Origin of the sequence: Stenotrophomonas sp. Sm2128, assembly GCF_030985535.1 — a bacterium.
GTDB classification, from domain to species: Bacteria; Pseudomonadota; Gammaproteobacteria; order Xanthomonadales; family Xanthomonadaceae; genus Stenotrophomonas; species Stenotrophomonas maltophilia.
Window position 1 is genome coordinate 1 of the sequence record NZ_JAPTFQ010000047.1, and the last position, 23043, is coordinate 23043.

Genomic DNA, 23043 nt, shown 5'->3' on the forward strand with positions numbered 1-23043 from the left:
CCACCCGCCCGGCCCAATCACATGATCCCGCTTCCACGAACCACCACCGCAGAGGGGGCTCAGCCCGGTGGCCGGGAAACCTCAATACCCCGCCGCCTGCCCGTCCTTGCGGCTCTCCGACGCACCGTAATACACCCCGCTCTCGGGATCGCGCATGATCGCCTGGTACCCGCCATAAGGCCCATCGGCGAACACGATGCGATGCCCCTTGCGCATCAGCGCACGCACCGTCTCGTACGGGAAGCCGGTTTCCAGATTCACTTCACCACCGTCGGTCATCGCCGTGGCCTGACCCGTCGGTTCAGTCGAGCCTTCGTGCTGGATGCGCGGCGCATCACCGGCTTCCTGCAGGTTCATCCCGAAATCCACCAGGTTCATCACGATCTGCGCATGGCCCTGCGGCTGCATCGCGCCGCCCATCACGCCGAAGCTGGCATACGGCTTGCCGCCCTTGGTGATGAACCCCGGAATGATGGTCTGGAATGGACGCTTGCCCGGCGCGTAGCCGTTGGGATGGTTCTTCTGCAGCACGAACATCTCGCCACGGTCCTGCAGGATGAAACCCAGACCGGGCGGTGCCATGCCGCTGCCCATGCCACGGTAGTTGGACTGGATCAGCGAAACCATCATGCCGTCGGCGTCGGCCACGGTCATGTAGATCGTGTCGCCCTCCTCCAGCTGCTTCGGCGTGCCCGGCTGCACTTCCTTCAACGCCTTGTCCATCGAGATCAGCGCACGACGCTGCGCGGCGTACTCCTTGGAGATGAGCTTCTGCACCGGTGCCGGCTGGAACGCCATGTCGGCGTAGAAACGCGCACGGTCGGCAAAGGCCAGCTTCTTCGCTTCGACAAACAGGTGCACGTGTTCCGGTGAACCGAACGGGATCTTCGAGAAGTCGTAGCCTTCCAGCACATTGAGGATCTGCAGTGCGGCGATGCCCTGGCTGTTCGGCGGCAGTTCCCAGACGTCGTAGCCACGGTAGTTGCTGCTGACCGGTTCGACCCACTCGCCATGATGGTCAGCCATGTCCTGGTAGCTCAGGTAGCCACCGTTGGCCTTGAAGTAGTCGCCGATGGTGTGGGCGATCTCGCCCTTGTAGAAGGCGTCGCGGCCACCGTCGGCGATCTTCTGCAGGGTGCTGGCCAGGTTCGCGTTCTTCCACATCTCGCCCTTGCGCGGGGCGTGGCCGTTGATCGTGAACTGCTCCTTGAAGCCCGGGTACTGCGACAACTTGGGCACCGAGCGGTCCCAGTAGTAGGCGATCACCTCGGCCACCGGGTGACCCTCGCGGGCGTAGCGGATGGCCGGCGCCAGGTTGCCGGCCATCGGCTTGCGACCGAAGCGGTCGTGCAGCGCGAACCAGCCGTCGACGGCACCCGGCACCGACACCGGCAGTGGACCGGTGGCCGGGATGTCCTTCAGGCCACGGCGCTGGAACTCGGCCAGGGTGAGCGACTTCGGCGAGCGGCCCGAGCCGTTGTAGCCGTAGAGCTTCTGCGTCTTCGGGTCCCACACGATGGCGAAAAGGTCGCCGCCGATGCCGTTGCCGGTCGGCTCCATCAGGCCGAGCGCGGCGTTGGCGGCAATCGCCGCGTCCACTGCCGAACCGCCGCCCTTCATCACGTCCAGCGCGATCTGGGTGGCCAGTGGTTGCGAGGTCGCGGCCATCGCATGCGGGGCGATCACCTCTGAACGGGTGGCGAAGGTGTGGCCGGTGATGCGGTCGGCGGCGAAGGACAGCGCGGGTACGGCAGCCAGTACGGCGGCGGCGAGCAGGGAACGGGCAAGGCGTCGGGACACGGTCGGGTTCCGATGGACGGGTGGTTCCCCGATCTTCGCCGCTGCGGCCTTCACGCGGTATCGGACAGACGTCATGGACGTTGATCCTTGGGCGGAAAAATCCACCGGATTCCGCGCAAAAACCGCCCCGAAAGGAGTGAATTCGGGTTCACCGAAACACTTTCAGCAGCAACCATCCTTGTGCCGCAAGCGATTGCGCTGGATGCAGCGGAAACCGATAGAAAATCCGTCGCGAGGGTTGACACCGCCGAAATGGCTGTGTTTCTCTCGATCACATGTTGCACCACAACACGCCACCGCGAACCCACATCGAAGCCGCCGACACCGGCGCCGCCTCGCTGCGTTCGATTCTTGTGCTCGTACTTATTACCCAACCAACAGGTGCGGGACGAGCCAGCGTGTAAGCAACACACACACCGGAACTCTTCAAAAACCCGCACCCGCCCCGGTGCGGGTTTTTTCATTTCAGAACCTGGTTTCAGACGCAACCACCATGACCAACGCTCATCGCACAACCCGGACCTGCACCACCACGCCTCGTGGTGGCTGTGCCTGTGCGATGCGCGGCGCCTCCTCCACCGCTTTCCCCTGACCGGCCGGCACGTCACCTCGACGACCGGCCGTTCTTTTTTCTTCCCACCGCAAGGAACCTCCCCCATGAGCACCAACGACCTGCCCCAGACCAAGATCGCCGTCATCGGCTACGGCAGCCAGGGCCGCGCCCACGCACTGAACCTGCGCGAATCCGGCTTCGACGTGGTGGTAGGCCTGCGTCCGGGCGGGCCGACCGAAGCCAAGGCGCAGGCCGATGGCTTCACCGTGATCGCGCCCGCCGAGGCCGTGAAGGACGCCGACCTGGTTGCCGTGCTGACCCCGGACATGGTGCAGAAGAAGCTCTACAACGACGTGCTGGCGCCGAACATGAAACAGGGTGCATGCCTGCTGTTCGCGCACGGCCTGAACGTGCATTACGGGATGATCGAGCCGCGTGCCGACCTGGACGTGGTGCTGGTCGCGCCGAAGGGCCCCGGCGCGCTGGTGCGCCGTGAGTACGAGATCGGCCGTGGCGTGCCGTGCATCTGGGCGGTCTACCAGGATGTCAGCGGCAAGGCAGCGCAGCATGCGCAGGCCTATGCGGCCGGCCTCGGCGGTGCGCGCGCCAACCTGATCCAGACCACCTTCAAGGAAGAGACCGAAACCGATCTGTTCGGTGAGCAGGCGGTGCTGTGCGGCGGTGCCTCGGCGCTGGTGCAGGCCGGTTTCGAGACCCTGGTCGAAGCCGGCTACCAGCCGGAGATCGCCTATTACGAAGTGCTGCACGAACTGAAGCTGATCGTGGACCTGTTCTATGAAGGCGGTATCTCGCGCATGTTGGAGTTCATCTCGGAGACCGCGCAGTACGGCGACTACGTCAGCGGCCCGCGCGTGATCGATGCCGGCACCAAGGAGCGCATGAAGGAAGTGCTGAAGGACATCCAGGACGGCACCTTCACCAAGAACTGGGTGGCCGAGTATGAAGCGGGCCTGCCGAACTACAACAGGTTCAAGCAGGCCGACCTGGAGCACCCGATCGAAAAGGTGGGCAAGGAACTGCGCGCCAAGATGGTCTGGTTGCAAGGACAGGCCGCGTAACCACGCGGCCTCCCCCACCCGCTTTGCAAGGTTCCCCCATGAACTCTTCGACACATCGCAGCGCGCCGCCCAACGGCGCGCGCTGGCTGACCCAGGCGCTGGAGGCCGAAGGCGTCCGCACGCTGTTCGGCTATCCCGGTGGCACCATCATGCCGTTCTACGACGCGCTGGTGGATTCGTCGCTGAAGCACATCCTGGTACGCCATGAGCAGGGCGCGGCGCTGGCCGCCAACGGCTTCGCCCGCGCCAGCAACCAGGTGGGCGTCTGCGTGGCCACCTCCGGCCCGGGCGCCTCGAACCTGGTGACCGGCATTGCCGATGCGATGCTGGATTCGGTACCGATGGTCTGCATCACCGGCCAGGTCGGCACGCCGCTGCTGGGCACCGACGCCTTCCAGGAACTGGATGTGTTCGGCCTGACGATGCCGATCGTCAAGCACAGCTGGCTGGTGCGCAGCGTCGATGACCTGCCGCGCGTGGTGGCCGATGCGTTCCGCATTGCCCGTGAGGGTCGCCCCGGCCCGGTGCTGATCGACCTGCCCAAGGATGTGCAGCTGGCCGATGCCAGCCATCTGCCGGCGCATGTGCCCAGCAGCGTCGAACCGCCGCCGGCCCCGGCCGAGGCCGCCATCGCCGAGGCCATCGCCGCGCTGGCGGCGGCCGAGAAGCCGGTGGTCTACGCAGGTGGCGGCATCGCCCTGGGTGATGCCGTGCAGGACCTGCGCGACTTCGTCGAGGCCAGTGCCATCCCCACCGTGATGACCCTGCGCGGCCTGGGTGCACTGCCGGCCCACCATCCGCAGTCGCTGGGCATGCTGGGCATGCACGGCACCCGCGCGGCCAACATGGCGGTGCAGGAAAGCGACCTGCTACTGGTGCTGGGCGCGCGTTTCGATGACCGCGCGACCGGCAAGCTGGCCGAGTTCGCGCCATTCGCCCGCGTCGTCCACATCGATGCTGACGCCTACGAGATCTCGAAGCTGCGCACTGCCGACATCGCCGTGCCTGGCAACGTCGGTCACGCCATCCGTGCCCTGCGTGCGGCCTTCCCCTCCCCCAGGGCCCACCAGGACGCCTGGCGCAAGCGCTGTGCGCAGCACCGCGACCGCTTCGCTGCCCGCTACGACGCACCGGGCCAGCACATCTACGCCCCGGCGCTGCTGAAGCGCCTGAGCGAGCTGGCACCGACCGATGCGGTGATCGCCTGCGATGTCGGTCAGCACCAGATGTGGGTGGCCCAGCACTGCCGCTTCAACCACCCCCGCAATCACCTGACCAGTGGCGCACTGGGCACGATGGGCTTCGGCCTGCCAGCGGCGATGGGTGCGCAGTTCGCCTGCCCGGAGCGCACCGTGGTACTGGTGTCCGGCGATGGCAGCTTCATGATGAACGTGCAGGAGCTGGCGACCATCGCCCGCTGCCGCCTGCCGGTGAAGATCGTGCTGCTGGACAACAGTTCGCTGGGCATGGTGCGGCAGTGGCAGGAACTGTTCTTCGCCGAGCGTTACAGCGAGATCGACCTGTCCGACAACCCGGACTTCGTAGCCCTGGCGCAGGTGTTCGGCATTGCCGCCACCCGCATCGACAACCGCGACGACGTGGAAGGCGGCCTGGCCGCGCTGCTGGCCGAGCCCGGCCCCGCGCTGCTGCACGTGGCCATCGATGCACGCGCCAACGTGTGGCCGCTGGTGCCGCCGAACACCGCCAACAGCACGATGCTGGAAAGCAATCCCGCCCACGCCCGCCAGGAGACCCCCAATGCAATACCGGCTTGACCTGGTGCTGCACCCGGCCGAAGGCGCGCTGCTGCGCGTGATCGGCATGGCCGAACGCCGCGGCTTTGCGCCGCGTGCGATCAGCGGTGCGCCGGTGGCCGCCGACGATGGCCGCTGGCACCTGCAGCTGGTCGTCGATGGCCAGCGCCCGGCGGAAACGCTGTGCCGGCAGATCGAGAAGATCTACGACTGCGTGTCCGTGCAGGTCACCGCCGTGGAAGGAGTATCACCATGAACACCCGTACCGTAGCGACCACGGTGCCGGTACGGAGGCGTCTTCTTCGCCGCCCGTGCCCGCATGCGGCGGTCTTCCGCACCGCGCTGGTGGCCCATGCCGGCCGCTGACACCAGCCAGGAAAGCGATGTCGGCGACGTAAGCGTCGCCGACGTCCTGGCAGCGCAGGCCCGCCTGCGCCGCTTCCTGCCGCCCACCCCGCTGCACCACGCCGAACGCTTCGGTACCTGGCTGAAGCTGGAGAACCTGCAGCGCACCGGTTCCTACAAGGTGCGCGGCGCATTGAATGCACTGCTGGCCGGCCGCGAACGCGGCGACACCCGGCCGGTGATCTGCGCCTCGGCCGGCAACCACGCCCAGGGCGTGGCCTGGGCCGCCTATCGCCTGGATGTGCCGGCCATCACTGTGATGCCGCATGGTGCACCCGCCACCAAGATCGCCGGCGTCGCCCACTGGGGCGCGACCGTGCGCCAGCACGGCAACAGCTATGACGAAGCCTACGCCTTCGCGGTCGAACTGGCACAACGCCACGGCTACCGCTTCCTGTCCGCGTTCGACGATGCCGACGTGATCGCCGGCCAGGGCACGGTCGGCATCGAGCTGGCCGCGCATGCCCCGGACGTGGTGATCGTGCCGATCGGTGGCGGTGGCCTGGCTTCCGGCGTGGCCCTGGCGCTGAAATCACAGGGCGTGCGCGTGGTCGGCGCGCAGGTGGAAGGCGTTGATTCGATGGCACGCGCGATCCGCGGCGACGTGCGCGAGATCGCACCCGTCGCCTCGCTGGCCGACGGCGTGCGGGTGAAGATTCCCGGCTTCCTGACCCGCCGCCTGTGCACCTCGCTGCTGGACGACGTGGTGATCGTGCGCGAAGCCGAGCTGCGCGAAACCTTGGTGCGGCTGGCGCTGGAAGAACACATCATCGCCGAGGGCGCCGGCGCGCTGGCGCTGGCTGCCGGCCGCCGCGTCGCCGGCCGCCGCAAGTGCGCGGTGGTGTCCGGCGGCAACATCGATGCCGGCGTGCTGGCCGGCCTGCTCACCGACATCCGGCCGCGCCCGCCGCGCAAACCGCGGCGACGGCGCAGCGAAACACCCCGCTCGCCCGCCAGGGCCAGCGCGCCGTCCTCCCCCACCTCTTCCCCTTCCCACCTGCAAGCCGCAACGCCCGCTGTCGAGGAGATTTCCCTGTGACCACCATCGAACGAATTACCACCCCGCGCATCCGCATCTTCGACACCACCCTGCGTGACGGCGAGCAGTCCCCCGGCTGCAGCATGAGCCCGCCGCAGAAGCTGGTGATGGCGCGTGCGCTGGACGAACTGGGTGTGGACATCATCGAAACCGGCTTTCCGGCCAGCTCGCAGTCCGACCGCGAGGCGATGGCCCTGATCGGCCGTGAGCTGCGCCGCCCGAGCCTGAGCCTGGCGGTGCTGTCGCGCTGCCTGCAGGCCGATATCGAAACCTCGGCGCGTGCCCTGGAAGCTGCGGCCAACCCGCGCCTGCACGTGTTCCTGTCGACCAGCCCGTTGCACCGCGAGCACAAGCTGCGCATGACCCGCGAGCAGGTGCTGGAATCGGTACGCAAGCATGTATCGCTGGCCCGCTCCTACATCGACGATGTCGAGTTCTCGGCCGAGGATGCCACCCGTACCGAGCTGGATTACCTGATCGAAGTGGCGCGCGTGGCGATCGCCGCCGGTGCCACCACCATCAACCTGCCCGACACCGTCGGCTTCACCACGCCGGAAGAAATCCGCGCGATGTTCCAGCAGGTCATCGCCGGCGTCGCCGACGTGCCGAACGCGGCCAACGTGATCTTCAGCGCGCACTGCCACAATGATCTGGGCCTGGCCGTGGCCAACTCGCTGGCCGCCATCGAAGGCGGCGCGCGCCAGGTCGAGTGCACCGTCAACGGCATCGGCGAGCGCGCCGGCAACTGTTCGCTGGAAGAGATCGCGATGGTGCTGAAGGTGCGCCAGGCCTTCTACGAGCAGGACAGTTCGATCAACACCCCGCGCATCGTCGGCACCTCGCAGTTGCTGCAGCGCCTTGTCGGCATGCCGGTGCAGCGCAACAAGGCCATCGTCGGCGCCAATGCGTTCGCCCACGAATCGGGCATCCACCAGCACGGCATGCTGCGCCATCGCGGTACCTACGAAATCATGCGCCCGGAAGACGTGGGCTGGGAGGACTCGCAGATGGTGCTGGGCCGCCACAGTGGCCGTGCCGCCGTTGAAGCTCGCCTGCGTGCGCTGGGCTTCTGGCTGGACGAAGACGAACTGAAGCTGGTGTTCGAGCAGTTCAAGGGTCTGTGCGAACAGCAGCGCGTGGTCACCGATGCCGACCTGCAGACGCTGATGCAGGGCGGCTCCAACGCACAGGGCTACCGCTTGGCCTCGATGACCATCAGCGATGTCGGCAGCCGCGCCAACGCACTGGTCGAACTGTCCGATCCGGATGGCAACCGCGTGGCCGAGACCGCGCAGGGCGACGGCCCGGTCGATGCGCTGTTCGGCGCACTGTCGGCCGCCACCGGTGTGCAGCTGATGCTGGACAGCTACCACGTGCACAGCGTCGGCATCGGCGCCGATGCGCGCGGTGAGGCCAACCTGAGCGTGCGCCACGAGGGCGTGGAGTACGACGGCACCGGCACCAGCAAGGACATCATCGAAGCCTCCGCGCTGGCCTGGCTGGATGTGGCCAACCGCCTGCTGCGCCAGCGCCAGGCTACCGCCCACAGCAACACCGACGTTCCCACCCCTGCCACCGCCTGAGGAACCCGCCATGAGCGCCTTCGACACCTTCACCCCGGCCAGCGCCGCTGGCCAGCAGTGGAACGCCCAGGACTATGCGATCGACGCCGGCTTCGTCCCGCTGCTCGGCGGCGCGGTCTCGCGCCTGCTCGACCCGCGCGCCGGTGAGCGCATCCTCGACCTGGGCTGTGGCGATGGCGTACTCAGTACCGAACTGGCGCTGGGCGGCGCACGCATCCACGGCGTGGATGCTTCGCCGGAACTGGTGGTCGCCGCCCGAGCACGCGGTGTCGACGCGCAGGTGATGGACGGCCACGCGCTGTCGTTCGACAGCGAGTTCGATGCAGTGTTCAGCAATGCCGCACTGCATTGGATGACGATTCCGGACCGCGTGCTGGAAGGCGTGCGCCGCGCCCTGCGCCCCGGCGGCCGCTTTGTCGCCGAATTCGGTGGCCACGGCAACGTGGCCACGATCATCGCGGCGGTACAGGCCGCGCGCGTGGCCCACGGCCATGGCGCCAGCACCTTCCAGTGGTATTTCCCGACGGCCGACGCCTACGCCGACCGCCTGCGCCAGCATGGCTTCCAGGTGCAACTGATCGAGTGCACGCCGCGCCCGACCGCACTGCCGACCGGCGTGGCCGGCTGGCTGCGGGTCTTCGCCGCACCACTGCTGGACGACCTGCCGGCCGAGGCCCGCGCTACCGTGCGCGAGGCCGCCACCGCGTTGCTGGCCGAGCTGCCGCGCAATGCCGCGGGCGAGCCGCTGGCCGACTACGTGCGCCTGCGCGTGCTCGCCCGCCGTCGCTGACTTGACCGTTCCGTTTTCTTTACTGATGTTCGCTATTTCGTACTTCTGCCAGGCATACGCATGACTTCCGCACCCCGCACCCTGTACGACAAACTGTGGGACGCCCACGTGGTGGTTCCCGAAACCGACAGCGCCCCCGCCGTGCTGTACATCGACCTGCACCTGATCCACGAGGTGACCTCGCCGCAGGCGTTCACCGAACTGCGCGAGCGCGGCCTGTCGCCGCGCCGCCCGGACCGCACCAAGGCGACGATGGACCACTCCACGCCAACCCTGCCGCCTGCCGCCGACGGTACGCTGCCTTACGCCAGCGCCGCCTCCGAAGCGCAGGTCGCCACCCTGGCACGCAACTGCGCCGAACACGGCATCGAACTGTTCGACATGGCCTCGGACAATCGCGGCATCGTCCACGTGATCGCGCCGGAACAAGGCTTCACCCAGCCCGGCATGACCATCGTCTGCGGCGACAGCCACACCTCCACCCACGGTGCGTTCGGTTCACTGGCCTTCGGCATCGGCACCAGTGAAGTCGGCCACGTGCTGGCCACGCAGTGCCTGCTGCAGCGCAAGGCGAAGACCTTCGCGATCACCGTCGATGGCCCGCTGGCGCCCGGCGTCGGCGCCAAGGACGTGGTCCTGCACATCATCGGCGTGATCGGCGTCAACGGCGGCACCGGCCACGTCATCGAGTTCCGTGGCAGCACCATCGAAGCGATGGACATGGAACAGCGCATGACCCTGTGCAACATGTCGATCGAGGCGGGTGCGCGTGCCGGCATGGTGGCGCCGGATCAGGTCACCTTCGACTTCGTCGCTGCTACCCCGCGCGGGCCGAAGGGCGCCGATTTCGACGCTGCCGTGGCGCGCTGGCAGCAGCTGCGCAGCGATGACGGCGCGCGCTTTGACAGCGAAGTGCACATCGACGCCGCCGACATCCGCCCGACCCTGACGTGGGGCACGCATCCGGGCACCGCCATCGCGGTGGATGCACCGATTCCCGCCGCCAACGATGCCGCCGCACAGAAGGGCCTGGACTACATGCATTTCCAGGCTGGCAAGGCGCTGGCGGGCACGCCGGTGGACGTGGTGTTCGTCGGTTCGTGCACCAATGGCCGCCTGAGCGACATGCGCGAAGTGGCGCAGGTGCTGCGCGGCCGTCGCGTCGCTGACCGGGTGCGCATGCTGGTGGTGCCGGGCTCGGAGATCGTCAAGCGCGAAGCCGAGGCCGAAGGCATCCACGAGATCGTGCGCGCGGCCGGTGCCGAGTGGCGCGAGCCGGGCTGCTCGATGTGCATCGCCATGAACGGCGATCTGGTCGCGCCCGGGCAGCTGGCCGTGAGCACCAGCAACCGCAACTTCGAAGGCCGCCAAGGACCCGGTTCGCGCACGCTGCTGGCCTCACCGATGAGCGCGGCGTGGGCCGCGGTGAACGGGCACGTCGCCGATACCCGCGAACTGTTCGCACAGGAGGTGGCGTGATGGCCGGTTTCCATACCCTGACCTCGGCCAGCGTGGTGCTGCGCCAGACCAACATCGACACCGACCAGATCATTCCGGCGCGGTTCCTGTCCACCACCGAACGCGCCGGCCTGGGCCGCAACGCGTTCAATGACTGGCGCTGGCAGGCCGACGGTTCGCCGGTGGCCGACTTCGCCTTCAACCAGCCGCACAACGCCGGCCGCAGCGTCCTGCTGGCGGGCCGCAACTTCGGCTGCGGCTCGTCGCGCGAGCATGCACCATGGGCGCTGACCGATCTGGGCCTGCGTGCCATCGTCAGCAGCGAGATCGCCGACATCTTCCGCGGCAACTCGCTGAAGAACGGCCTGCTGCCGATCGTGCTGGACGAAGCCGACGTGCAGGCGCTGATGCAGCGCCCGGACGACGAGCTGACCATCGACGTGGCCGCACGTGAGCTGCGCACGCCCGATGGGCGCGTCTATTCCTTCCCGCTGGATGGCTTCTCGCAGACCTGCCTGCTGGAAGGCGTCGACCAGTTGGGGTATCTGTTGGGCCGTGTCTCTGAAATCGAACGCTACGAGAGTGAGCATGCACGCTGAAATTGTTGTCCTGCCCGGTGATGGCATCGGCCCGGAAGTGGCCGCCGCGGCAGTCGCCGTCCTGAAGTCTGTCGCCACGCGCTTCAACCACACCTTCACCTTCAGCGAGCACGACATCGGTGGCATCGCCATCGACCGCCACGGCGAGCCGCTGCCGGCCTCGACGTTGACTGCCTGCCAGGCCGCCAACGCGGTGCTGCTGGGTGCGGTCGGCGGCCCGAAGTGGTCCGATCCCAACGCCAAGGTGCGCCCGGAACAGGGCCTGCTGGCGATCCGCAAGGCGCTGGGCCTGTATGCCAACCTGCGCCCGGTGCGTACCCACGAAGCCGCACTGCACGCCTCGCCGATCAAGGCCGAGCTGCTGCAGGGCGTGGACTTCGTGGTGGTACGCGAGCTGACCGGCGGCATCTACTTCGGCGACAAGACCCGCGACGCCGACAGCGCCAGCGACCTGTGCCGCTACACCGTGGCCGAGATCGAACGCGTGCTGCGCAGTGCCTTCCGCCTGGCCCGGCAGCGCCGCGGCAAGGTCACCTCGGTGGACAAGGCCAACGTGCTGGAGACCTCGCGCCTGTGGCGTGACGTGGCCGCGCGCATCGGCCGCGAGGAATTCCCGGACGTTGCGCTGGAGCACCAGCTGGTCGATTCCATGGCCATGCACCTGCTGGCCAAGCCGCGCGAGTACGACGTGATCGTCACCGAGAACATGTTCGGCGACATCCTCACCGACGAAGCCTCGATGCTGGCCGGCTCGCTGGGCCTGCTGCCGTCGGCCTCGCTGGGTGAGCCGGGCGCGGTCGGCATCTACGAACCGATCCATGGTTCGGCCCCGGACATCGCTGGCAAGGGCGTCGCCAATCCGTACGCGACGATCTTCAGCGCCGCGATGCTGCTGCGCCATTCGCTGGGGTTGGAAACGGAAGCCGCTGCGGTGGAAGCCGCCGTGCACGCCGTGCTGGACGATGGCGTGTTCACCGCCGATCTGGCCGCCAAGGGCCAGGCGGTGAGCACGGCAGCCGCCACCGACGCGGTGCTGGCCAAACTCAATTGATCCGATAGCGCCACGCCACGCGTGGCGCCTCTCCCTTCGCACATTGCGGGCCGCCACCCATGGGGTGGCTCTACTGTAGAGCCACGCCATGCGTGGCTGCATTATTTGGTGGTGTACCCACCATTGACCAGGATGGTCTGCCCGGTCATCCACCAGCCGTCGGTGACCAGGAAGCGGATCCACGGCACGATGTCGGCGATGTCGGTCAGGCCGGTGCGGGTGAACGCCGAGAGCGCGGCCGCGGTCTTGTGGTACGCCTGCGCATCGGCACTCTCGGCCGGGTAGAAGAACGGCGTGTCCATCGGGCCCGGCCCGATCGCAGTCACCGAGATGCCGCGCTCACCGAACTCCTTCGATGCGGCGCGGGTGAAATGCTCGACCGGCGCCTTGGTGCCGGCATAGCTGGAATAGAACGGCGTGAACGCACCCAGCAGTGAGGTGACCAGAGTGCAGATGCGGCCACCGTCGTTGACGTGGCGTCCAGCCTCCTTGAGGAAGAAGAACGCGGCCTTGGCGTTGACCGCACTCATCTCGTCGTACTCGGCTTCGCCGATCTCCAGCAGCGGCTTCTTCAGCACCTTGCCGACCGTATTGATGGCGATGTCGGGACGGCCGACTGCGGCCACGGCATCGGCGAACAAGCGCTCCATCGCTGCCGCCGACGTCAGGTCGCCCTGCAGGGCAACCGCCTTGCTGCCAGCGGCCTGCACGGCGGCGACGGTCGCCTCTGCATCGGCCTGGGTGGCGGCGCTGTTGTAGTGGATGACGATGGCTTTGGCGCCCTGGCTGGCGAAGTCGCGGGCGATCAGTCCGCCCAGGTTCTTGGCGCCACCGGCGATCAGCACGGTCTTGCCCTTGAGGGAATGGTCGGTCATGGCGTCGGTCTCGGGAGGGGGCTGCCCGGGGTGGCAGCCCTGCCCTGACGACGATATCGTGCAGAAAATGCGGATAAAGCCCGCCGCATTGACTTAACCTTCCAGAGCCAGCGAACAATGGACCGGATCGATCGCTTCCGCATCTTCACCCGGGTGGTGGAGTGCGCCAGCTTCACCCGCGCCGCCGACCAGCTCGGCCTGCCCCGCTCCACCGTCTCGGCAGCCATTGCGGAGCTGGAGCAGCGGCTCGGCACCCGCCTGCTGCAGCGCTCGACCCGACGGGTGTCCACCACCCACGACGGCGACGTGTTCCATGCCCGCTGCCTGCGCCTGATCGCCGAGGTTGAAGACGCCGAATCGCTGTTCCGGCAGGACGATGCGCAGCCGGTGGGTCTGCTGAAGATCGACGTGCCAAGTCGCATCGGCCGCCGCATCATCGCCCCGGCGCTGCCCGACTTCTTCGCGCGCCATCCGCAGGTGGAAGTCGACCTGGGCATGACCGACCGCGCGGTGAACCTGATCGAAGACGGCTGCGATGCGGTGCTGCGGGTCGGCCAGCTGGGCGATTCCAGCCTGGTCGCGCGCACGCTGGGCCAGCTCGACTTCGTCAACGTTGCCGCGCCGGCCTACCTGCGCGAGTACGGTGTGCCGCAGCAACCTGCCGACCTGCAGCAGCACCGGGCGGTGAACTACGCGTCGCCGACCACGGCGCGGGTGGAACCGTGGGAGTGGCAGGAGGGTACGCAGCTACGCACATTGCCGATGCCCGGCTGGGTGCGGGTGAACAGTGCCGAGGCGTCGATCGCGTGCTGCGTGGCGGGGCTGGGGCTGTTGCAGATTCCGCGCTACGACGTGCAGGCCGAGCTGCAATCCGGTGCGCTGGTGGAAGTGATGCCGCAGCATGTGGCGCAACCATTGCCGGTGACCCTGCTGCAGCCGCATCGGCAGCACCGCGCACAACGCGTGCAGGTATTCATCGAATGGCTGCTGCCAGTGCTAATGACCGGGCTGCAACTGCAGTAGATCCACGCCATGCGTGGATGTGCACAACGTGGATGGGGTCAGAGCCCATTCCCAGCGGGAAAGGGATCCGAGCCCGGCCGCAGAATCCGGGGCATTACGCCCCGGATTCGTCCGGCTTCACCCGGAACCATGCCGCGTACAACGCCGGCAGGAACACCAGGGTCAGCACCGTGCCCACGATCAGGCCGCCCATGATCGAGATCGCCATCGAGCCATAGAACGCGCTGCGCGACAGCGGAATCATCGCCAGCACGGCCGCCAGCGCGGTCAGTACGATCGGGCGGAAGCGGCGCACCGTCGCATCGATGATCGAATGCCAGCGGTCATGCCCGGCATCGATGTCCTGCTGGATCTGGTCGATCAGGATCACCGAGTTGCGCATGATCATGCCGGCCAGCGCGATCGTGCCCAGCAATGCCACGAAGCCGAACGGCGCGCGGAACAGCAGCAGGAACAACGTCGCGCCGATGATGCCCAGCGGCGCGGTCACCAGCACCATCGCCGCACGCGAGAAGCTGCGCAGCTGCAGCATCAGCAGCGTGGCCACCACCACCAGGAACAGCGGCATGCCGGCCTTGATCGAGTTCTGGCCACGTGCCGAATCCTCCACGGTACCGCCGGTTTCCAGCAGGTAACCGTTCGGCAGCTCGGCACGGATGCCATCCAGCGTCGGCAGGATCTGATGCACCACGTCCAGCGGCTGCATGCCATCGCTGATGTCGGCACGCACGGTCACCGTCGGCAGGCGGTTGCGGTGCCAGATGATGCCGTCCTCGAAGCCGTACTCCATCGTCGCCACCTGCGACAGCGTGATGCTGCCGCCGTTGGCGGTCGGCATCGACAGGCTGGACAGCAGCTCCAGCTGGTTGCGCTCATCGGCCGGGCCACGCAGCAGCATCTCGATCTGGCGGTTGCCCTCGCGGTACACGCTCACCGACTGCCCGGCCAGCGAACTGGACAGGAACTGGCTGACCTGGGCACTGCTCACGCCCAGCGCCCGCGCACGCTCCTGGTCGATCACCAGCCGCACCACCTTGCTCGGCTCGCTCCAGTCCAGGTTGACGTTCATCACGTGCGGGTTCTCACGCACCTTGGCTTCGACCTGGCGCGCGATCGCCTGCACCTTCTCGATGTGCTCGCCGGAAATGCGCATCTGCACCGGATAGCCGACCGGCGGGCCGTTCTCCAGGCGGGTCACGCGCATCTGCACGTCCGGGAACTTCGGAATCACCTCGTGCAGCAGCCAGTCACGTGTGCTTTCGCGCGCCTTGATGTCCTTGGCCAGTACCACGAACTGGGCGAAATTGGTGGCCGGCAGCTGCTGGTCCAGCGGCAGGTAGAAGCGCGGCGAACCGGTGCCCACGTAGGACACGTAGTTGGCGATGCCCTCGCGGCTGGACAGCAGCTTCTCCAGCTTCTCGGCCTGGGCCTGGGTCGAGCGCAGCGATGCGCCCTCGGCCAGCTCGATGTCAACCATCAGTTCCGGCCGGGTCGAATCCGGGAAGAACTGCTGCGGCACGAAGCGGAACATCATCAGCGAGAACACGAACAGGGCAATGGTCGCGGCAATCACCCACCAGCGGTGGCGCAGGCAGCCATCGAGGAAGCGACGGAAGCTGCGGTAGAACGGGCGCTGGTACGGATCGTGGTCGTGCCCGTGCTGCGGCGGCGCGATCAGGTTGGCCAGCGCCGGATAGCGGTCGGCCCACTGCTGGCGCTTGGCATGCCAGCGCGCGGACACGCTGCCCGGCTTCGGCGGCTGCGGATTGAACAGGTCCGGCAGCATCTTGTCGCCCAGGTACGGGATGAACAGCACCGCCGCGATCCACGACACCACCAGCGCGATGGTCACCACCTGGAACAGCGAACGCGTGTACTCACCGGTGCTCGAGGCCGCCGTAGCGATGGGCAGGAAGCCGGCCGCCGTGATCAGCGTGCCGGTCAGCATCGGGAACGCGGTCGACTCCCAGGCGAAACTGGCCGCGCGCAGGCGGTCGTAACCCTGCTCCATCTTTGTGGCCATCATCTCCACCGCGATGATCGCATCGTCCACCAGCAGGCCCAGCGCCAGCACCAGTGCACCCAGCGAAATCTTGTGCAGGCCGATGTCGAAGTAGTGCATGACGAAGAAGGTCATCGCCAGCACCAGTGGAATGGTCACGCCCACCACCAGGCCGGTGCGCAGGCCCAGCGAGAAGAAACTGACCAGCAGCACGATCACCACCGCTTCGGTCAGCACCTGCACGAACTCGCCGACCGACTCTTCCACCGACTGCGGCTGGTCGGACACCTTGCGCAGCTGCATGCCCGCCGGCAGGGTCTTCTGCAGGCGCTCGAACTCGGCATCGAGATTGGCGCCGAGCTTGAGGATGTCACCGCCATCCTTCATCGCCACTGCCAGGCCGATGGCCTCTTCACCCATGAAGCGCATCTTCGGCGACGCCGGATCGGCGAAGCCACGCTTGACCTCGGCGATGTCGCCCAGGTGCACGGTGCGGTCACCGGCGCGGATCGGGAACTGGCGGATCGCTTCGATGTCGTTGAACTGGCCGGTCACGCGCAGCTGCACGCGGTCGGTGGCGGTCTCGAAGAAGCTGGTGCCGGTGACCGCATTCTGGTCGGCCAGCGCCTGCTGTACCTGCTGCATCGACACACCCAGCGTGGCCAGGCGGGTGTTGGACAGCTCGATCCACACCTTCTCGTCCTGCAGGCCGACCAGGTCGATCTTGCCGACATCGGGCACGCGCTGCAGTTCCAGCTGGATGCGGTCGGCGTAGTCGCGCATCACCGCGTAGTCGAAGCCCTTGCCGGTCAACGCATAGATGTTGCCGTAGGTGTCGCCGAACTCATCGTTGAAGAACGGACCGACGATCTCGCGCGGCAGCGTCGCACGGATGTCGCCCACGCGCTTGCGCACCTGGTACCACAGGTCCGGGATCTGCCTGGAACGCAGGCTGTCGCGGGCCATGAAGATGACCTGCGATTCGCCGGGGCGCGAATAGGAGCGGATGAACTCGTACTCGCCGGTGTTCATCAGCGCCTTCTCGATCGGCTCGGTCACCTGCCGCGAGACCTGTTCGGCGGTGGCGCCCGGCCACAGCGTGCGCACCACCATCGCCTTGAAGGTGAATGGTGGATCCTCGGACTGGCCCAGGTGCTTGTACGACCACGCGCCGATCAGCGCGAAGGCCAGCATCGCGAACAGCACCAGCGGGCGGTTGGCCAGCGCCCACTCGGAAAGATTGAAGCGGCGCACCGGCTTACTCCTTGGCCTTGGCGGCAGCGGCCGGCGCGGCCGGCTTCAGCACCGGGCGGTTCTGCCGGTCCACGGCGATCACCGGCTGGCCCGCCCGCAGCAGGTGGCCACCGGCGGCAACCACCCAGTCACCCGCGTTCACGCCGGACAGCACCGGCACGGTCTCGCTGCCAAACGCACCGGTGGTGACCGGGGCGGCCTTCAGCGTGCTGTTGGCCGGATCGACCACCCACACGCTGGCGGCACCGTTGGCACCGCGCTGCAGCGCGCCCAGCGGCAGCTGCAGGGTACCGTGGCGACCGGCGCTGCTGTAGACGCGTGCGCTCTGGCCCAGTTCGACATCGGCCAGCGCATCGGCGGCCAGGCTGACGCGGGTGGCATAGGTGCGTGCCTGCGGATCGGCGGCGGCGGCGATCTCGCGGATCGTACCGGGCAGGCGCTGGCCCGGGCGGTTCCACAGTTCCACCTCGACCGGCTGGCCGACCGCGTAGTCGCGGATGGTCGCCTCGGGCAGGTCGATCAGCACTTCGCGGCCGCCATCGGCGGCCAGGTTGAAGATAGTCTGGCCGGCGGACACCACCTGCCCGGCTTCGGCCTCGCGGCTGGCGATCACGCCATCGGCCGGCGCGCGCAGCTGCGCGTAGTCAGCCTGGTTGCGCAGCACATCGAGGTTGGCGCGGGCCGCATTGGCCTGGCCCTGCGCGGCCTTGAACGCCGCGGACTGCTGGTCCAGCTGCGAGCGGCTGACCAGTTGCTGGTCGGCCAGCACCTGGTAGCGCTTCAGGTCATCACGGGCACGCACCAGGTCGGCCTCGGCCGCAGCCAGCTGCGCCTGCGAGGCACGGGCCTGCAGCGCGAAGTCAGCCACGTCCAGTTCGGCCAGCACGTCCCCCTTCTTCACCCGCTGGCCAGCATCGACGTGGCGCTTGACCAGGTTGCCTCCGACGCGGAACGACAGCGGGCTTTCCTGACGGGCACGCACCGTGCCCGGGAATGCCGCCGGCGCCTGTCCGGCCTGTTCGCCGGGGTGAACCACCAGTACCGGCACGGCCGCCTGCGGCGCCTGTTCCTGTCCCGAACAGGCTGCCAGCGCAGCCACCCACACCATACCGCCCATCCAGCGCACGATCTTCATCGGTCAACGTCCTGAAAACGCAGGGTTGCAACAAGGGGGAGCCGCGACTGCCGGCCCAATTTAATAAACCGGCCGGTATAGTATAAATATCGAACCGCTTGGTCTAGTATTGTTGCGATGAGTTCTTCCACTTCCCGCAAGCCGTCGGCCAAGCCCGCTGCCAAGGCCGCCGGACCCGGGCGCCCCAAGGATCTGGGCAAGCGCGCGGCGATCCTTGAAGCAGCCAAGGTACTGTTCATCGAACAGGGGTATACCGGCGTGAGCATGGACGCCATTGCCGCCCAGGCCGGCGTCTCGAAGCTGACCGTGTACAGCCACTTCGGCGACAAGGAGACCCTGTTCTCCGAGGCCGTGCAGTCAAAGTGCATTGAAATGCTGCCCGATGCCCTGTTCGTGGCCGACGCGGACGGCCCGCTGCGCGACCAGCTGATCGGCATCGGCCTGGCCTTCTTCGAACTGATCACTTCCGATGCGGCGATCTCGATCCAGCGCATGATGATGGCGCCGGAGACCGACGAACGCCTGCGCGAGCTGTTCTGGAAGGCAGGACCGGAACGTACCTGCGAGGCCCTGGCTGACTTCCTGCGGGCACGCGCCGAGCGCGGCGAGCTGGAAATCACCGACTATTCGCTGGCTGGCGAGCAGTTCCTGACCCTGGTCAAGGGCGAAGTGCACATGCATATGATGTGTGGCATGCCACTGTCACCGGTGGAGTGCGACCCTCTTGCCCACGTGACCGCCAGCATCGACTTCTTCCTGCGCGCCTATGCGCCGCGAGGGGCCGGAACGGCTGAATAACCAAAACTGAACGAACCGGAGGTCGCGATGACTTCCGGCACTGCGACCCCGGCCACCCGGCAGCTGATGCTCTGGGCGCGCCGCCGGCCTCCGGCACCGGTAAAATGGCCGGCCCACTGCGCTGGATTTGAACCTCATGACGATTGATTACGCCCACGCCCGCGAACTGATGGTGGAACAGCAGATCCGTCCCTGGGACGTGCTGGACATCAAGGTGCTCGACGTCCTGGCCCGCCTGCCGCGCGAGGCTTTTGTCGCCGATGCACACCGGGCGCTGGCCTACGCCGATGTCGAACTGCCGATCGGCCACGGCCAGAAGATGATGAAGCCGGTCATCGAGGGCCGTACCCTGCAGGCACTGGATCTGCAGCCGGGTGACGAAGTGCTGGAAATCGGCACCGGCAGCGGCTTCCTGTCCGCCTGCATCGGCGCGCTCGCGCGCGACGTGCTGAGCCTGGAGATCGACCCGGAGCTGGCCGCCGCCGCGCGTGCCCGCCTGGACGCCTCCGGCCTGGGCACCAACGTCCGCGTGGAAGTGGCCGACGCCCTGTCCTGGCAGACCGAACGCCGCTTTGACGTGATCTGTGTCACTGGTGCGGTCGACGTGGTGCCGTCACAGTTCGCCTCGTGGCTGCGTCCGGGTGGTCGCCTGTTCGTGATCCACGGCCGCTCGCCGGCGATGGAGGCCCTGCTGGTCAAGGCCGACGGCAGCACCGAGTCCCTGTTCGAGACCGATATCGATTACCTGCGTGGTGCCGCCCCGGCACCCCAGTTCCACCTCTGAGTCCAAGGAAGCCGCAATGATCCGCCGATCCCTCGCTGTTGCGCTGGCCACTGCCCTGCTGCCGTTGTCTGCCCATGCCGCCGACCTGCTGCAGGTCTACGAAATGGCACGCAACGGCGATCCGCAGCTGTCCGCCGCCGAATCGACCCGGCTGGTCGACAAGGAAGGCGCCGTGCAGGCGCGCGCCGCCCTGCTGCCGCAGATCAACGGCCAGGCCACGCTGAACCGCACGCGCAGCGAGCCGAACGCCGACATCAACTCCGGCTCGTTCACCAACAAGCGCCGCAATTACACGATCGATGGCAGCCAGACGCTGTTCAACTGGACCCAGATCAACAACCTGCGTTCGCAGCGTGAGCTGAGCAAGGCGGCGGACTTCACCCTCGAATCTGCCAACGACAGCCTGATCGTGCGCACCTCGGCGGCCTACTTCAACGTGCTGGTGGCGATCGAATCGCTGAACGCCGCACAGACCAATGAAGCGGCTGCGAAGAAGCAGTTCGACTTCGCCGACAAGCGCCTGGAAGTGGGCCTGGCGCCGATCACCGACGTGCACGAAGCACGCGCCCAGTACGACCAGGCGCGCGCCAACACCATCGTTGCGCAGAACACCCTGGCCGATAACTACCAGGCCCTGACCGAACTGACCGGCCAGCCGGTGACCAACCTGCGTGGGCTGCCGGCCGACTTCCGTCCGGAAGTGCCGGCCAACCGTGGCAACATCGACGAGCTGGTGCACCAGGCCACCACCCAGAATCCGGCGCTGAAGGCGCAGGAACTGAAGGTGAGCGCCGCCGAAGCCGGCGTGCAGGCCGCGCGTGGTGGCCACTACCCGACCCTGTCGCTGGGCGGCAGCTGGGGCAAGACCGCGACCTGGGGCGACAGCACCGGCTCCGGCTCGCTGTCCCCCGACGCCCGCACCAACAGCATCGGCCTGACCCTGAACGTGCCGATCTTCGCCGGCGGCGCTACCCAGTCCGGCGTGCGCCAGGCGCTGGCCCAGCGTGACATTGCCCAGGACGGCTACGAGCAGCAGAAGCGTGCCCTGGACCGCAACACCCGCAATGCCTACCAGACCCTGGTGCAGGGCATCAGCGAAGTGGAAGCCCGCCGCCTGGCGGTGGTCTCGGCACAGAGCGCCTATGACGCCTCGCAGGTCGGCCTGGAAGTCGGTACCCGTACCGTGCTGGACGTGATCCAGAACCAGCGCATCCTGTTCTCGGCGCAGCTGGACTACGCCCAGGCCCGTTATACCTTCCTGCAGAACCGCCTGCTGCTGAGCCAGTCGCTGGGTGCGCTGGACGTGGCCGAGCTGCAGGACGTCAACCGCCTGCTGACCCAGGACGCGGGCAACCCGGCAACCACCACGCACTGAGTCGTCAGCCTGCCGGTCACGAAGAAGCCACCCGCGAGTTATTCCCCCCAGCTAAAGATACATAGTTGGGGTGGATTAGCCCCTGGAAACACCCCAGAGCCCCTCTCGTAGGGGCTTTTTTACGCCTAGCGCCCCATGAACTTCTCCCCTAAAATTACATGGTATGTGACTGTGGCGCCTGTTCAGATGCTCCAATGACTGTCGACAACTTGCCGTTGGATGTAGCCAGGCATCCTGATCTCCATCAGTCCCTGAGCGCGATCTACTGGATGCGCGGTCAGATGGCGTAGGTCTATGTTCGTGACCGTGAAGGCCCGCATCTATACAGATGCCACAGGGGCCTATTCTGAGTTGCCCGCACTGCTAACTCCTGCAGGGGTGCTGGAGCCACTTCTTGACTATTGCTTGCACCGTAGCCATGACCGTAGCCTGACGTGGATGTCGAAAGTCACCCGTTCTGTACGGCTGTTCCTGGAGTACCTGCTCTCCAACCCTGCCGAGCGTGACACCTATCGTTTGTTCCAGAACTTTGCGCAGCGGCTGTATACAGGCACCTTCGACCGAAAAACGGGGCTCGATCCGAGCGGTCTTTGTTGGGCTCCACGCGCACCGCAGGATGCCGCGAACATCGTTACCCACTTGACGGACTTCTTTGCGTGGTTAAGCGAGATACGACCTGAAGCTGCTCGGCTGAACCCGCGATATCAAGGTGGGGCCTTCGATCGACAGATAGATGAGGCTGCTTATCAGTTCCGCCGCAGCAAAGCGTTCTTAGGTCACACCTGGGCAGCAAATGCACATCCAACCGAAACTGGACATCGTGTCCGAAGCCAACGCCTGCCGAAGGTGCAGAGCGGGGAGCCTCCCGCCTTTCCCGAAGAGCGATTCGAGGAATTGTTAACGAGAGGATTTCGTGCAGGTAGACGCCAGGACTACCGCGGCATGCTCATTACCTTGCTGTTGCACGGCGCAGGCTTCCGCGAGTCGGAACCCTTCCACCTCTACATTTCGGACGTTTTTCCAGACCCGGGCAACCTAGAGGGGGCAAAAGTGCTCATCCACCATCCGAGCCACGGCTCTGCTCCTAGTGACTGGCGTGACGAACGCGGAAGGGTGCGTAAAGGTACCCGCGCTGAATACCTTTCCCAACAATTCGGCTTGGCGCCTCGCACCTTGGTCATGGATCGGCGCCATGCGGGATGGAAGGGCGGCATGCATGACCAGGCCTACTACAAGCAGGCGTACTGGTTTGTGCCCGAGTATGGCGAATGGTTCCTGCAGTTGTGGCACCGCTATCTGGAACAGGTCGCTCGCATTGATCGCAACCACCCATTCGCCTTTATCAACCTGATCCGCCAGCCCGTGGGTGCCATGTACACGCTGACCCAGTACAACAAGGCACATGCGGCCGCCTGCGAGCGTATCGGGCTCACTGTGGGCAAGGCATTAGGTACTACACCTCACGGCCACCGACATGCCTACGGCCTCCGGCTGCGTACCGCAGGTGTTGAAAAAGCGCATATACGCCGCTTCATGCACCACTCCTCTGAAGCAAGCCAAGAGGTCTATACACAGCCGAGTACCCGTGAAGCGCTGATGGCACTTGAGGCGGCCGCACAACGAATGCGAGATAGGGGACTCAGCACGGCCAATGTGATTGACATAAATCTGAGTTCTGGAATTTAA

At 66.7% G+C, this 23043-nt stretch carries 18 protein-coding genes; 14 read left to right on the plus strand and 4 right to left on the minus strand.

From position 1 onward, the window contains the following. Positions 1 to 81: 81 nt before the first annotated feature. Entirely contained in the window at positions 82 to 1800 is a 1719-nt protein-coding gene (gene ggt, locus O0K41_RS13940; protein ID WP_049450621.1) for a gamma-glutamyltransferase, read from the minus strand. Positions 1801 to 2457: 657 nt separating this feature from the next. Between ggt and ilvC the strand changes: the two genes are divergently transcribed. The 9 genes from ilvC to leuB all read left to right on the plus strand — a co-directional run bounded on the left by ilvC (position 2458) and on the right by leuB (position 12111). Continuing rightward, positions 2458 to 3432: a ketol-acid reductoisomerase gene (gene ilvC / locus O0K41_RS13945; protein ID WP_049450533.1), complete on the plus strand. Its 975-nt coding sequence runs from the start codon at positions 2458 to 2460 to the stop codon at positions 3430 to 3432. A gap of 38 nt (positions 3433 to 3470) precedes the next feature. Beyond that, positions 3471 to 5207, plus strand: a complete 1737-nt coding sequence (ilvG, locus tag O0K41_RS13950) for an acetolactate synthase 2 catalytic subunit (protein ID WP_005414404.1) — start codon at positions 3471 to 3473, stop codon at positions 5205 to 5207. Then, positions 5191 to 5442 (plus strand): ACT domain-containing protein, encoded by a 252-nt coding sequence (locus tag O0K41_RS13955; RefSeq protein WP_005410947.1) that lies wholly within the window; start codon positions 5191 to 5193, stop codon positions 5440 to 5442. Before ilvG ends, O0K41_RS13955 begins: the two co-directional genes overlap by 17 nt. A gap of 96 nt (positions 5443 to 5538) precedes the next feature. Then, positions 5539 to 6630 carry a threonine dehydratase gene (locus O0K41_RS13960; RefSeq protein WP_049450535.1) on the plus strand — a complete coding sequence of 364 codons (1092 nt, stop codon included), beginning with the start codon at positions 5539 to 5541 and terminating at the stop codon, positions 6628 to 6630. Beyond that, positions 6627 to 8213, plus strand: coding sequence for a 2-isopropylmalate synthase (locus tag O0K41_RS13965; protein ID WP_049450537.1), 1587 nt, complete (start codon positions 6627 to 6629; stop codon positions 8211 to 8213). Before O0K41_RS13960 ends, O0K41_RS13965 begins: the two co-directional genes overlap by 4 nt. 10 nt (positions 8214 to 8223) lie before the next feature. Further along, complete coding sequence (locus O0K41_RS13970) at positions 8224 to 9003, plus strand: class I SAM-dependent methyltransferase (protein WP_049450538.1); 780 nt, start codon at positions 8224 to 8226, stop codon at positions 9001 to 9003. A gap of 60 nt (positions 9004 to 9063) precedes the next feature. Then, positions 9064 to 10482: a 3-isopropylmalate dehydratase large subunit gene (leuC, locus tag O0K41_RS13975; protein WP_005414408.1), complete on the plus strand. Its 1419-nt coding sequence runs from the start codon at positions 9064 to 9066 to the stop codon at positions 10480 to 10482. Beyond that, positions 10482 to 11060 (plus strand): 3-isopropylmalate dehydratase small subunit, encoded by a 579-nt coding sequence (gene leuD, locus O0K41_RS13980; RefSeq protein ID WP_088436239.1) that lies wholly within the window; start codon positions 10482 to 10484, stop codon positions 11058 to 11060. The genes leuC and leuD overlap by 1 nt, the downstream gene beginning before the upstream one ends. Next, complete coding sequence (gene leuB, locus O0K41_RS13985; protein WP_088436240.1) at positions 11050 to 12111, plus strand: 3-isopropylmalate dehydrogenase; 1062 nt, start codon at positions 11050 to 11052, stop codon at positions 12109 to 12111. The genes leuD and leuB overlap by 11 nt, the downstream gene beginning before the upstream one ends. 101 nt (positions 12112 to 12212) lie before the next feature. On the opposite strand, the gene O0K41_RS13990 is transcribed toward leuB, so the two are convergent. Further along, positions 12213 to 12986, minus strand: coding sequence for an SDR family oxidoreductase (locus O0K41_RS13990; protein WP_099605463.1), 774 nt, complete (start codon positions 12984 to 12986; stop codon positions 12213 to 12215). A gap of 117 nt (positions 12987 to 13103) precedes the next feature. Between O0K41_RS13990 and O0K41_RS13995 the strand changes: the two genes are divergently transcribed. Then, complete coding sequence (locus O0K41_RS13995) at positions 13104 to 14009, plus strand: LysR family transcriptional regulator (RefSeq protein WP_049450543.1); 906 nt, start codon at positions 13104 to 13106, stop codon at positions 14007 to 14009. A 94-nt stretch (positions 14010 to 14103) separates the two neighbouring features. Here O0K41_RS13995 and O0K41_RS14000 read toward each other — a convergent pair whose 3' ends face one another. Together O0K41_RS14000 and O0K41_RS14005 are read right to left on the minus strand one after the other, a co-directional pair. Further along, positions 14104 to 17265 (minus strand): efflux RND transporter permease subunit, encoded by a 3162-nt coding sequence (locus O0K41_RS14000; protein ID WP_005410957.1) that lies wholly within the window; start codon positions 17263 to 17265, stop codon positions 14104 to 14106. Positions 17266 to 17269: 4 nt separating this feature from the next. Further along, on the minus strand, positions 17270 to 18400 hold the full coding sequence (locus tag O0K41_RS14005) for an efflux RND transporter periplasmic adaptor subunit (RefSeq protein WP_012481207.1): 1131 nt from the start codon (positions 18398 to 18400) through the stop codon (positions 17270 to 17272). Between the two features lie 117 nt (positions 18401 to 18517). On the opposite strand from O0K41_RS14005, the gene O0K41_RS14010 reads away from it, so the two are divergent. From O0K41_RS14010 to gmtY, 4 genes are all read left to right on the plus strand, one after another. After that, complete coding sequence (locus tag O0K41_RS14010) at positions 18518 to 19198, plus strand: TetR/AcrR family transcriptional regulator (RefSeq protein ID WP_005410959.1); 681 nt, start codon at positions 18518 to 18520, stop codon at positions 19196 to 19198. 136 nt (positions 19199 to 19334) lie between these two features. After that, positions 19335 to 19982, plus strand: coding sequence for a protein-L-isoaspartate O-methyltransferase (locus O0K41_RS14015; RefSeq protein WP_005414414.1), 648 nt, complete (start codon positions 19335 to 19337; stop codon positions 19980 to 19982). Positions 19983 to 19998: 16 nt separating this feature from the next. Next, positions 19999 to 21357: a TolC family outer membrane protein gene (locus tag O0K41_RS14020; protein ID WP_033835642.1), complete on the plus strand. Its 1359-nt coding sequence runs from the start codon at positions 19999 to 20001 to the stop codon at positions 21355 to 21357. 294 nt (positions 21358 to 21651) lie between these two features. Beyond that, entirely contained in the window at positions 21652 to 23043 is a 1392-nt protein-coding gene (gene gmtY, locus O0K41_RS14025) for a gamma-mobile-trio recombinase GmtY (RefSeq protein ID WP_049417540.1), read from the plus strand.

Bases quoted from the DNA above. Each gene is read 5' to 3' on its own strand.
- ilvC (WP_049450533.1), top strand. From the start codon at position 2,458: ATGAGCACCAACGACCTGCCCCAGACCAAGATCGCCGTCATCGGCTAC.
- ilvG (WP_005414404.1), top strand. From the start codon at position 3,471: ATGAACTCTTCGACACATCGCAGCGCGCCGCCCAACGGCGCGCGCTGG.
- O0K41_RS13955 (WP_005410947.1), top strand. From the start codon at position 5,191: ATGCAATACCGGCTTGACCTGGTGCTGCACCCGGCCGAAGGCGCGCTG.
- O0K41_RS13960 (WP_049450535.1), top strand. From the start codon at position 5,539: ATGCCGGCCGCTGACACCAGCCAGGAAAGCGATGTCGGCGACGTAAGC.
- O0K41_RS13970 (WP_049450538.1), top strand. From the start codon at position 8,224: ATGAGCGCCTTCGACACCTTCACCCCGGCCAGCGCCGCTGGCCAGCAG.
- leuC (WP_005414408.1), top strand. From the start codon at position 9,064: ATGACTTCCGCACCCCGCACCCTGTACGACAAACTGTGGGACGCCCAC.
- leuD (WP_088436239.1), top strand. From the start codon at position 10,482: ATGGCCGGTTTCCATACCCTGACCTCGGCCAGCGTGGTGCTGCGCCAG.
- leuB (WP_088436240.1), top strand. From the start codon at position 11,050: ATGCACGCTGAAATTGTTGTCCTGCCCGGTGATGGCATCGGCCCGGAA.
- O0K41_RS13990 (WP_099605463.1), bottom strand. From the start codon at position 12,986: ATGACCGACCATTCCCTCAAGGGCAAGACCGTGCTGATCGCCGGTGGC.
- O0K41_RS13995 (WP_049450543.1), top strand. From the start codon at position 13,104: ATGGACCGGATCGATCGCTTCCGCATCTTCACCCGGGTGGTGGAGTGC.
- O0K41_RS14005 (WP_012481207.1), bottom strand. From the start codon at position 18,400: ATGAAGATCGTGCGCTGGATGGGCGGTATGGTGTGGGTGGCTGCGCTG.
- O0K41_RS14010 (WP_005410959.1), top strand. From the start codon at position 18,518: ATGAGTTCTTCCACTTCCCGCAAGCCGTCGGCCAAGCCCGCTGCCAAG.
- O0K41_RS14015 (WP_005414414.1), top strand. From the start codon at position 19,335: ATGACGATTGATTACGCCCACGCCCGCGAACTGATGGTGGAACAGCAG.
- O0K41_RS14020 (WP_033835642.1), top strand. From the start codon at position 19,999: ATGATCCGCCGATCCCTCGCTGTTGCGCTGGCCACTGCCCTGCTGCCG.
- gmtY (WP_049417540.1), top strand. From the start codon at position 21,652: ATGTTCGTGACCGTGAAGGCCCGCATCTATACAGATGCCACAGGGGCC.